Origin of the sequence: Pseudomonas sp. I8001 (assembly GCF_013385345.1) — a bacterium.
Lineage (GTDB): Bacteria > Pseudomonadota > Gammaproteobacteria > Pseudomonadales > Pseudomonadaceae > Aquipseudomonas.
Window position 1 is genome coordinate 1 of sequence record NZ_JACAQC010000059.1, and the last position, 10,678, is coordinate 10,678.

Annotated in this window: 9 protein-coding genes; 4 read left to right on the top strand and 5 right to left on the bottom strand. The window is 62.8% G+C overall.

Translation table 11 applies throughout. From position 1 onward, the window contains the following. Positions 1–92: 92 nt before the first annotated feature. The 3 genes from HX839_RS31770 to HX839_RS28845 all read right to left on the bottom strand — a co-directional run bounded on the left by HX839_RS31770 (position 93) and on the right by HX839_RS28845 (position 4,505). Positions 93–1,793, bottom strand: coding sequence for a transporter (locus HX839_RS31770; protein WP_177068067.1), 1,701 nt, complete (start codon positions 1,791–1,793; stop codon positions 93–95). 69 nt (positions 1,794–1,862) lie between these two features. Continuing rightward, positions 1,863–3,293, bottom strand: a complete 1,431-nt coding sequence (locus HX839_RS28840; protein WP_087692662.1) for a glutamate decarboxylase — start codon at positions 3,291–3,293, stop codon at positions 1,863–1,865. 189 nt (positions 3,294–3,482) lie between these two features. Further along, positions 3,483–4,505, bottom strand: coding sequence for an AraC family transcriptional regulator (locus HX839_RS28845; protein ID WP_177068068.1), 1,023 nt, complete (start codon positions 4,503–4,505; stop codon positions 3,483–3,485). 168 nt (positions 4,506–4,673) lie between these two features. On the opposite strand from HX839_RS28845, the gene efeU reads away from it, so the two are divergent. The 4 genes from efeU to efeO (HX839_RS28865) are packed head-to-tail and all read left to right on the top strand — an operon-like array spanning position 4,674 to position 8,903. After that, positions 4,674–5,522, top strand: coding sequence for an iron uptake transporter permease EfeU (gene efeU / locus HX839_RS28850; RefSeq protein WP_003218412.1), 849 nt, complete (start codon positions 4,674–4,676; stop codon positions 5,520–5,522). A gap of 10 nt (positions 5,523–5,532) precedes the next feature. After that, positions 5,533–6,735 carry an iron uptake system protein EfeO gene (gene efeO, locus HX839_RS28855; RefSeq protein ID WP_102604984.1) on the top strand — a complete coding sequence of 401 codons (1,203 nt, stop codon included), beginning with the start codon at positions 5,533–5,535 and terminating at the stop codon, positions 6,733–6,735. A 14-nt stretch (positions 6,736–6,749) separates the two neighbouring features. Beyond that, positions 6,750–8,057 (top strand): iron uptake transporter deferrochelatase/peroxidase subunit, encoded by a 1,308-nt coding sequence (efeB, locus tag HX839_RS28860; RefSeq protein ID WP_003218414.1) that lies wholly within the window; start codon positions 6,750–6,752, stop codon positions 8,055–8,057. 27 nt (positions 8,058–8,084) lie between these two features. Beyond that, positions 8,085–8,903, top strand: a complete 819-nt coding sequence (efeO, locus tag HX839_RS28865) for an iron uptake system protein EfeO (protein WP_003218415.1) — start codon at positions 8,085–8,087, stop codon at positions 8,901–8,903. Between the two features lie 47 nt (positions 8,904–8,950). Here efeO (HX839_RS28865) and HX839_RS28870 read toward each other — a convergent pair whose 3' ends face one another. Both HX839_RS28870 and HX839_RS28875 read right to left on the bottom strand, forming a co-directional pair. Beyond that, positions 8,951–10,360: an isochorismate synthase gene (locus tag HX839_RS28870; protein WP_003218416.1), complete on the bottom strand. Its 1,410-nt coding sequence runs from the start codon at positions 10,358–10,360 to the stop codon at positions 8,951–8,953. After that, positions 10,353–10,667, bottom strand: coding sequence for an isochorismate lyase (locus tag HX839_RS28875; protein WP_003218417.1), 315 nt, complete (start codon positions 10,665–10,667; stop codon positions 10,353–10,355). The genes HX839_RS28870 and HX839_RS28875 overlap by 8 nt, the downstream gene beginning before the upstream one ends. Between the last annotated feature and the right edge of the window lie 11 nt (positions 10,668–10,678).

Sequence of the window (10,678 nt, forward strand, 5' to 3'; positions counted from 1 at the left end):
GTTACTTTTGGGGCGTTTGCCAAAAGTGACCCGCTGTAAGAGCGGAACCATAAGTGGCCGTTACCGCAGCAACGGATATGTACCCAATACAGCTACCGCGCCAGCACCATGGCAAAATACCCAAACACCGTGAGCAAAATCCCCGACACCGCATACGCCACCGGAAACCCAATCCACGGCACCGTACTATCAATTTCCTTGGCCGCCTCCCGCGCCGGCCCCGAGTGACTCCGCGCCCCCGCAACACCGCCCATGAGAATCGCCGGGTTGATCTTGAACACATGAAAACCCACAGCCCAAACAATAAACGGTGGAATCGTACAAGCCACGAACCCAAGCAAAAAGATCTTCAACGCAATGATCGCGCTAATCTGCGAAACCAGATTAGCCCCCGCATTCACCCCCACAATCGCGACAAAGAATATCAACCCCATGTCCTCGAGAATGTTGCGCGCCGCATTCGGCGTATTCCCAAAAAACCGCACCCGCGACACCAGCGACGAGACGATAATCCCCGACACCAGCAACCCGCCCGCATTGCCCAGCCCCACCGCCGCACCGAACGCCGGCACCTGAATCAGCCCGATCAACAACCCCAGCACCATACCCAGCGACAGCGTCAGCAAATCCGTCGCCGTACTCGCCCGCCCCGCCTTGCCCAGCAACGCCGTGGCCTTGTCGATGGCACTGCGCAAGCCAATCAAGTGCATCACATCCAGGCGCTGCAACCGCGTTTCCAGCCCCACCGGAATCGGCGCACCACCCCGCTCAATCCCCACCAACTGCACCTGCCCGGCAATCGGCGACTGGCTGAATTCCTTGAGCGCCCTGCCCACGGCATCCTCGTGGGTCACCAGAATCACCGCCTCATCCAGCGGTATATTCAACGCCCGGGCATCCGGTACTTCCGGCCCGATCAGGCCCATGTGATCGGTCAGCGCATCCAGGCTGCCACCCAGGGCGATCACATCGCCCAGCTGCAACACCAGCGTCGGATCAGCCCCCAGCAACTCTTCACCACGCTCGACGTTCTCGATCTGGTACAACGCAAAGCGCTGGCGAAACTGCGCGATGCTCTGCCCCACCAGCTCCGGGTTCACCAGGCGATAGGCCCGCAGGTCAAACGGCCGATACCCACTGAGCCCGGCATCGTCGACGTTCGGCACACCGTGCTCCACCTCGAATGCCTTGGCCGCCTTGCGCGCATCCACACCCCACCAGCGCGGCAGATACTTGCAGATCAGGATGATGCCAACCGTGCCCCAGATATAGGTGATGCCGTAAGACAGGGCGATCATCGCGGTGGCCGCCGCCGCCGTGGTGCCCGGTGGCAGCGGCACCACGCCCGAGGTAATCGCCTGTTCGGCGGAGCCAATCGCCGCCGACATGGTTTGCGAACCGGCAAGAATCCCGCCCGCCGCGCCCACCGGCAGGGATAACAGCCGCACGCCGAGCACCACGATACCCAGCCCGAGGAACGAGGACAGGATCGCCAGGAAGGTGAATTTCAGGCCATCACCCTTGAGACTGTTGATGAACGAAGGCCCGACCCGCAGCCCGACGCCGTACATGAACAGGTAGTAAAACAGGCTCTTGGTAAAGTTATCGAGTTCGAAATGCACGCCGTAGTAAGACGCCCACGTCGCAATCGCGCAGCCGATCACGATGGCCCCGGCCACCGCGCCCAGGCCATAACCCTTGATGGTGCCGCGCCCGACCCAGACGGACAGGCCAACCACCAGGAACAGCAGGATGTAGGGGTTGTCATGCAGGAAAGTAAAGAAGGCAGTCACGATGATTCGTACCTGGCGATGCAACGCTAAAGGCACCGGGCCTCGAGGCCCGGTGAGTGTTCAGTGCGTTCAGTCGAGGTTCGGGGTGTCGGCCGGGATGACCGGGTCGGCGATGGCGCCATGGCTGAAGCTGGGGCCCGCATCGGAATGCGCCACCGGGTTTTTCTGCAGGTGGGCAACGGCCTTGCGCAGGTCTTCCAGCAGCAACGCCACCAGGTCACGGCTCACGCCATGCCGCACCAGGATGCGCTGTACCACGACGTTCTGCCGATCGGACGGCAACGGGTATGACGCGATCTGCCAGCCGCGCATGCGCACGCGCTCCGACAGGTCGTAGAGGCTGAAACCGTGGTCGACGCCGTCCTTGAGCTTGTAGCAGACCGCCGGCAGCCCATCCTTGCCGTCGTACACCAGTTCCAGCGGGGCGAACTTGGTGATTTCCGAGGCCAGCCATTGCGCCGTGTCGGAGCACGCTTGTTGAATCCGCGTGTAGCCGTCGCGCCCCAGCCGCAGGAAGTTGTAGTACTGGGCAATGATTTCACCGCCGGGTCGGCTGAAGTTCAGGGCAAAGGTCGCCATGTTGCCGCCCAGGTAGTCGACGTAGAAGATCAACTCTTCCGGCAGGTCTTCGGTGGAGCGCCAGATAACCCAGCCGACGCCCAGCGGCGCCAGGCCGTACTTGTGGCCGGAAGCGTTGATGGATTTGACGCGCTCGATCACAAAATCCCATTGCAGCTCTTGCTGGATGAACGGGGCGATAAACCCACCGCTCGCGGCGTCGACATGGATCGGGATATCCAGGCCGAGGTCACGTTGCATCGAGTCCAGCTCGGCCGCCAGGGCTGCGACCGGTTCGTAGATCCCGGTGAAGGTCACGCCCAGGGTCGCGACGACACCGATGGTGTTTTCGTCGCAATATTCCCGCAGGTCGGCCGGGCGCAGGCCCAATGCGTCACCGCGCAACGGCACTTCGCGAATTTCCACATCGAAATAACGGGCGAATTTTTTCCAGCAGATCTGCACCGGGCCGCACACGAAATTCGGTTTGTCGGTGGGCAGCCCCGCCGCTTCCCGGCGTTTCTTCCAGCTCCACTTCAGTGCCAGGCCGCCAAGCATCGCCGCTTCGCTGGAACCGGTGGTGGAGCAACCCACGGTTTGCCACGACTTCGGCGCGTGCCACAGGTCGGCAATGATGTGCACGCAACGGTTTTCGATCTCGGCCGTCTGCGGGTACTCATCCTTGTCGATCATGTTTTTGTCGAGGGCATCGGCCATCAACTGCTGCACTTCGGGCTCGACCCAGGTGGTGCAGAAAGTCGCCAGGTTCTGCCGGGAATTGCCGTCCAGCAGCAGTTCGTCGCGCACCAGGTTGTAGGCGGCCGACGGCGTGGTCGAGTGGTCCGGGAGGCGGTACTTGGGCAGTTTGTGCTGGGCGGAGCCACTCGAATAGACGTCTTCGATGGCTTGGTCCTGGGTCTCTACGGTTCTGTGAAGTGCCATGAAATCCTGCTCTTGAATGAGGGAAATGGCGTAGACGTTGATCGCGACAAATGCCGATCAGGCTGCGTCAGGAAACGAACGATGGAGCGGTGGCGCCGAATATCACACGCACGGCGGCGCAGGAAAGTGACCCAGATCATTAAAGGCGTGGATAAGCAGGCAAACGTGCCGGGGGTGCCTGGCAGTGACCTACTGGCTCAGTGCTTCGTTCAATATCAGGCTGCGATAGTGCCCGGGGTTGGAGCCCGACCACTTGCGAAACGCCTTGTAGAACGAGCTGGCATCGGCAAACCCCAGGCGGGTGGCGATCTCGGCAAAGCTGATGTCGGAATCGGCCAGCCAGACGATCGCCAACTCCTTGCGCACGCTGTCCTTGAGGCCCTGGTAGGTCTGCCCTTCTTCCGCCAGGCGGCGGCGCAGGGTCGAGGCCGAGATGCACAGGGATGCGGCCAGGCCTTCGGTTTCCGGCCAGGTGTCGGCGGGCATGTGCCGCAGGTCGGTCTTGATGCGGGTGGCAAGGCTGTCCGGGTCGCGGTATTTGACCAGGATGTTGGCGGGCGCATGGGCCAGGAAGCGCTTGAGCTCCTCCGGGCTGCGCTTGATCGGCAGGTCGAGGCAGTCGGCGGAAAAGATCATCCGGGTACGCGGTCGGTCAAAGCGCAAGTTGTCGGAAAACATCACTTGGTAGTCGTCGCAGAAGTCCGGCTGCGGGCAACGCAGTTCAATCGCCAGGATCGGGATCCGGCGCCCCGCCAGCCAGCAGGCGACGCCGTGGACGATCATCCAGTAGGCGAAATAGGTGAAGGCGCGCCTGGGTGCGGGCTCCGGCTCCAACAGTACGATTTCCGCCAGGCTCTGCTGGCGCACCAGTTGCGCCGGCAGGCGCTCGAGCATCAGTGACAAGAACCCCAGGCCGGTTTCCAGCGCAGTGGCCAGGCTCGGTTGTGCCATGGAGGCCCGGCAGAGGAACTCCAGGCTGCCGGATTTGAGCTTGCGCGGGTCCATGCCAAAGAATTCATCGTCCATTCGCCGTGTCAGCAAGCGCCATAAGCGTGCGTAAGCGGTTGCCGGGACGCGTGCGGTTGGCTGGCCCAGCAGTGCTGGATCAATCCCGACCTTGGTCAACACTTCATCGCTCGCCGCACCCGGCGCACAGCTCTGCAACAGGGCTTCGCGGACCAGTTGGATGGAAATCGTGTCTTTTTCCGACATGGGGAATGGCGCAATCCGGTGGCTGGGACGATGCCGCGCATTCTAGTGTCGGATGCGGTTTGCCACCACCGTTCAGTCAAGGTTCAGTAAAGGTCAATATTCCCTGTTTAGTAATGAGTATCATTATGTTACAACTTAGCATCCTATCTAGTGACGATTCGGTGCCGAATGCTTGTTCCCTTTTTAATCATGCTGCGCGAAGGCATAGAAGCCGCCTTGATCGTTGGCATTATTGCCAGCTATCTCAAGCAAACTGGCCGTGGCCAGTACATGCCCGCAGTGTGGATCGGCGTATTTCTGGCAGCGGCCCTCGCGCTGCTGGTCGGCGGTGGCCTGGAACTGGTGAGTGCCGAATTCCCGCAGAAACAACAGGAACTGTTCGAAGGCATCGTCGGCCTGGTGGCCGTGGGCATTCTCAGCTCCATGGTGTTCTGGATGCGCAAGGTCGCGCGCTCCATCAAGCATTCCCTGCATGAATCCCTCGATCATGCCCTGGCCGGCTCCAAACACCAGGTCACCGCACTGATTGCCATGGTGTTTTTCGCCGTGGCCCGTGAAGGCCTGGAAACCGTGTTCTTCCTGCTGGCCGTGTTCCAGCAAAGCGAAGGTCCGGGCGCGCCGATTGGCGCCCTGCTCGGCCTGATCCTGGCGATCATCGTCGGCTTCCTGATCTACACCGGCAGCATGCGCCTGAACCTCGGTGCGTTCTTCCGCTGGACCGGCCTGTTCATCCTGGTGGTGGCCGCCGGCATCCTCGCCAACTCGGTACAAGCCCTGCACGAAGCCGGGGTATGGAACCACCTGCAAACCGTACTGTTCGATTTCAGCGCGACGCTGCCGATGGATGGCCCGCTGGGCTCGGTGCTGGCCGGCATGTTCGGCTATCAGGACGCCCCGACCATCAGCACCCTCGGTGCCTACCTGATTTACCTGGTGGTGGCCCTGGTGATGTTCTTCCTGCCGGCGCCGCCGAGCAAGCCGGCTACCCGCACAACCTCTTCCGTTTCCAGCCAGTAAGGACCGCCTCTTGTCCAACCAAACCCCTCAACCGGCTCCGCCCTCCCGCGCCTTGCGCTGGGCGGTGGGCGGCTCGGTGGTCGTGATGATCGCCGCCGGTGGCCTGTTCTACTACGCCTCGCAACTGGCCGCCTCCAAGCGCCAGGCCAACCACAATGAAATCGCCGTCACCATCCACGCCCACAGCTGCGAGCCGAATGCGCTGACGGTACCGGCCGGACGCGCCAGCTTCCGCATCATCAACCGCTCGGACCGTGCCGTGGAATGGGAAATCCTCGACGGCGTGCTGGTGGTCGAAGAGCGCGAAAACATCGCCCCCGGCCTGAGCCAAGTGATCAACGCCAACCTGCTGCCCGGCGACTACCAGATCACCTGCGGCCTGCTGAGCAACCCGCGTGGCACCTTGAAGGTGACACCGACTGCCGAGTCTGACGCCCAAGCCAAGGCCAAGCCGTCGATGGTCGCGTTTATCGGCCCGCTGTCGGAGTTCCGCGTGTACCTGAGCAGCCAGGGTAGCGCCCTGGTCAAGGCCGTTACCGCGCTGGACCAAGCCATCGAAGCCGGCGACCTCGCCCAGGCCCAGGCGCTTTACGTACCGGCCCGCGAGGCTTACCAGCGCCTGGCCCCGGCCTCGCAACGCCTGGCGGAACTGGACAACGCGATCAACGCCCGCGCCGACTACTTTGAAAAGCGCGAGCAGGACCCGGCCTTCAGCGGCTTCCACCGTCTCGAATACGGCCTGTTCCAGCAACGCAATCTCGACGGCCTGGCGCCGATTGCCCAGCGCCTGGTCACCGACGTCACCAGCCTCAAGCAACAGCTGCTGGCCCAGTCGCTGCCGCCGGAGCAACTGGTGAGCATCGTGGTGCGCAACCTCAACAGCCTGGCCGACGTACGTGCCGCCAGCGGTGAGGAAGAACGCTACAGCCATACCGACCTCAACGGCTTCGCCGCCAACCTGGACGCCGCCCGCAAAGTGGTCGACCTGATGCGCCCGCTGCTGACCAAATCTGCCGCGCAATTGCTGCCGGGGATCGACAGCGCGATCAACGCCCTCGATGCCGAACTCAACGGTTTGAAAGTCGATGGCCGCTACGCCTCGTATGACAGCGTTACCGCCGATCAGCGCAAGCAGATCGCCGACAAGGCCAAGGCTCTGGCCGTTGCACTCGATGGAATCGACCCCGCCCTTGGCCTTTCCGGCCTGAAGTGAAGACGACCGTAGACATGAGTGATTCAGAACAATTTTCCGCCCAGCGTCGTCGTGTATTGCTGGGTATGGCCGCCACTGGCGCGGCCATTGCCGGCAGCAGCCTGAGCTGCCCGGCAATGGCTGCCAACGCGGCGGCACAGGTGACCACCGCGCCAAGCAGTGAAAAGACCCAGGACCACCACGATTTCCATGGCAAGCACCAGACCGGCATCGTCACTCCGCGCCCGGCCTGCGGCATGTTGGTGTCATTCGACGTGTTGGCCAGCGACCGCGAGGACCTGGAGCGGCTGTTCCGCACCCTGAACGAGCGCATCGCATTCCTGATGACCGGCGGCACCGTGGTGCAAGTCGACCCGAAACTGCCCCCCACCGACTCCGGCATCCTCGGCCCGGTGGTGACACCGGACAACCTGACCATCACCGTATCGGTGGGCGAGTCGCTGTTCGACGAACGCTTCGGCCTGGCCGCGGCCAAGCCCAAGCGCCTGATCCGCATGGTCGGTTTCCCCAACGATGCACTGGAACCGGCGCAGTGCCACGGCGACCTGAGCCTGCAGTTCAGCTCCAACACCCCGGACACCAATATCCACGCCCTGCGCGATATCGTGAAAAACCTGCCGGACCTGCTGCTGGTGCGCTGGAAGCAGGAAGGCAGCGTGCCGCCCCAGGCCCCTGCCCGCCCCGGCGAGCCGGCGCAAAGCGCGCGCAACTTCCTCGGTTTTCGCGACGGTTCGGCCAACCCGAACTCCAACGACAACAAGGCGATGGATCAGATTGTGTGGGTCCAGCCAGGCAGCGACGAACCGGCCTGGGCCGCCAACGGCAGCTACCAGGCGGTGCGGATCATCCGCAACTTCGTCGAACGCTGGGACCGCACCCCGCTGCAAGAGCAAGAAAGCATCATTGGCCGGATCAAGACCAGTGGCGCGCCCATGGATGGCCAGAAAGAAACCCAGGTCCCGGACTACAGCAAGGACCCGGAAGGCAAGTTGACCAAGCTCGATGCCCACATCCGCCTGGCCAACCCGCGTACTGCACAGACCCAGGCCAACCTGATCCTGCGCCGGCCGTTCAACTACTCCAACGGCGTCAACAAAAACGGTCAGCTGGACATGGGGCTGTTGTTCATCTGCTACCAGGCTGACCTGGAGAAAGGCTTTATCAGCGTGCAAACCCGGCTCAACGGCGAGCCTCTGGAGGAATACCTGAAGCCGGTTGGCGGCGGTTACTTCTTCACCTTGCCAGGCGTCACCGGGGCCCAGGATTTCATCGGGCGCACGCTGCTTGATGCGACACATCCACAAACCACTGCCAAAACCTAAAACAAACCCCAGAGCGGAAATCGTCCCATGAAGAAGTCGTCTCTCGCATTGTCGTTGTTAATGAGCCTTTCGCCGCTGGCCGCCTTCGCCGCCACCGCGCCGCTGGACCTGGTAGGGCCGGTGTCGGACTACAAGATCTATGTCACCGAAGAAATCGGCGAGCTGGTCACCCAGACCCAGGCGTTCACCGACGCCGTGAAAAAAGGCGACCTGGCGACCGCCAAGAAGCTGTACGCGCCAACCCGCGTGCACTATGAGTCGATCGAGCCGATCGCCGAACTGTTCAGCGACCTCGACGCCTCCATCGACTCCCGCGTGGACGACCACGAGAAAGGCGTGAAAGCCGAAGACTTCACCGGCTTCCACCGCATCGAGTACAGCCTGTTCTCCGAGAACACCACCAAAGGCCTCGACGCCCTGGCGGACAAGCTCAACAGCGACGTACTGGACCTGAAAACCCGCGTGGACGGCCTGACCTTCCCGCCGGAAAAAGTCGTGGGTGGTGCTGCTGCTCTGCTGGAAGAAGTCGCCGCGACCAAGATCTCCGGTGAAGAAGACCGCTACAGCCACACCGACCTGTATGACTTCCAGGGCAACATCGACGGCGCGAAGAAAATCGTCGACCTGTTCCGTCCGCAGATCGAGAAGCAAGACAAGGCCTTCGTTGCCAAAGTCGACAAGAACTTCGCCACCGTGGACAAGATCCTGGCCAAGTACAAAACCAAGGATGGCGGTTTCGAGACCTACGACAAGGTCAAGGAAGCCGACCGCAAAGCCCTGGTTGGCCCGGTCAATACCCTGGCGGAAGACCTGTCCACACTGCGTGGCAAGCTTGGCTTGAACTGATCCAGACGCTGCATGCTCTCGCCCGGCCTGCCGGGCGAGAGCCTTCCTCAGGCTGACGCCACCTGCACTCCGTCCGAAGGCCGCAAGGCATCGCGGATAGTCCGCAGCTTCAAGCACGTTTCCTCGTACTCACTCCCGGGATCCGACTCGGCGACAATGCCGCAGCCGGCGAACAGGTGCGCCTCACAGCCTCTGATCAACGCCGAGCGCAACGCCACGGCAAATTCACCATCACCCTGCGCATTCATCCAGCCCACTGGCGCTGCGTACCAGCCACGGTCGAGCTGCTCGTGCTCTCGGATATAGGCCATCGCCTCACGTCGCGGCAAGCCACCCACCGCCGGCGTCGGGTGCAGGGCCTGCACCAGTTGCAGCAATTGCACCTGGGGATGCAAGCGGCCCATCACCGGCGTCAACAGGTGCTGCACGTTGGCCAGCCGGTGCAACTGCGGCTGGCTGGCAATGTCGAGCATCGCGCAATAGGGCTGCAATGCTTCGCGCAGGGTTTGAACCACCAGGGTGTGTTCGTGGCGGTCCTTGGGGCTGTCCATCAAGGCCTGGCCAAGTTCGGCATCGTGCTGCTCGTGACGACCACGCGGGCAAGTACCGGCCAACGCCACCGTGTTCAGCGTGCCACGAGTCACCCGCACCAGCCGCTCCGGCGTTGCGCCGAGAAAGCAGCTGTCACCACGGCTGAACGCAAACAGGTACGCCTGGGGATAGGCCGCCTTGAGGTTTTCCAGCAGCGGGCCACAGGGGATCGTCCGTGAGGTGGTCAACCGCACTTCGCGGGCCAGCACCACCTTGCGCAGGTCGCCGGCGTTGATGCGCTGCACGGCCGTCGCCACGGTGTCTTGCCATTGCTGCGCGCTGATGGTGTTTTCGTCGCTCGGTGTGCCGAGGGGAATCTCCTGGCGTGGCGCACTGGCGTAGCGGGACAGAAGCAACGTCCACTGGGTTTCCAGGCTCTGGGCGCAACGCACCGCGTCCGCCCCGGGCTCCAGCCACTGGCTGAAGATCACATGATGTTGCTCGGCTTCCCGCAGCAGCAGGATGCGCGGCAGCACCAGGGAGGTGGCGGCGAATGACTGCCATTTGAGCGAGCGTGGGCCCTTCGGGTCAAACGCAAAGCCGCCACACAGCAACGGCTGGCGCGGCCCCACCTGATGGGCCTGGCTGAGCAACGCCTGCCACGCCAGGGCACTGGCGTTGAAGCGGTCATCGGCCCCGGGGCTGATTTCCTCGGTACAACCAAAGCCGGCCATGGCCAGTGCGCCCCGGTCACTTGACCAGAACAGGCTTTGCCCGAGTACCTGGCGGTTGGCGGCAAACAACCGCAGCGGGTCCAGGCGCTCCGAGGCCAGGCTGAAGACCACCAGCACTGCGCCGCCCTTCTCGCGCGCCAGGCGTTCGCCCTCGGTCAGCGCCTGAAGCAATCCCGGCAGACGTTCACTCATGCTCCGCTCCTTGATGCTGCTGGCGCCAGTGGCGCACTTGCTGGTCGATATTCCATTGGATGATCTGCGCAAACAGCGGGACCACGAACATCGGGTCCAACCCTTCGCGCTCGGCCCAGCGGCGGCGATGGGGCAGCATGGCGGCCACCCGCTCGGGGGCGGCGATGCTGGCTTCGTCAGGCTTGAACTGCGCCGCAGCTTTCACATAGGCCAACCGCTGGCCGAGAGCGCGGATGATCTGTTCGTCCAACGTGTCGATACCCAGGCGGACGTCTTCCAGCCCGCTGCACTGCTCAGGTGTTTTCATAGGATTCTCCG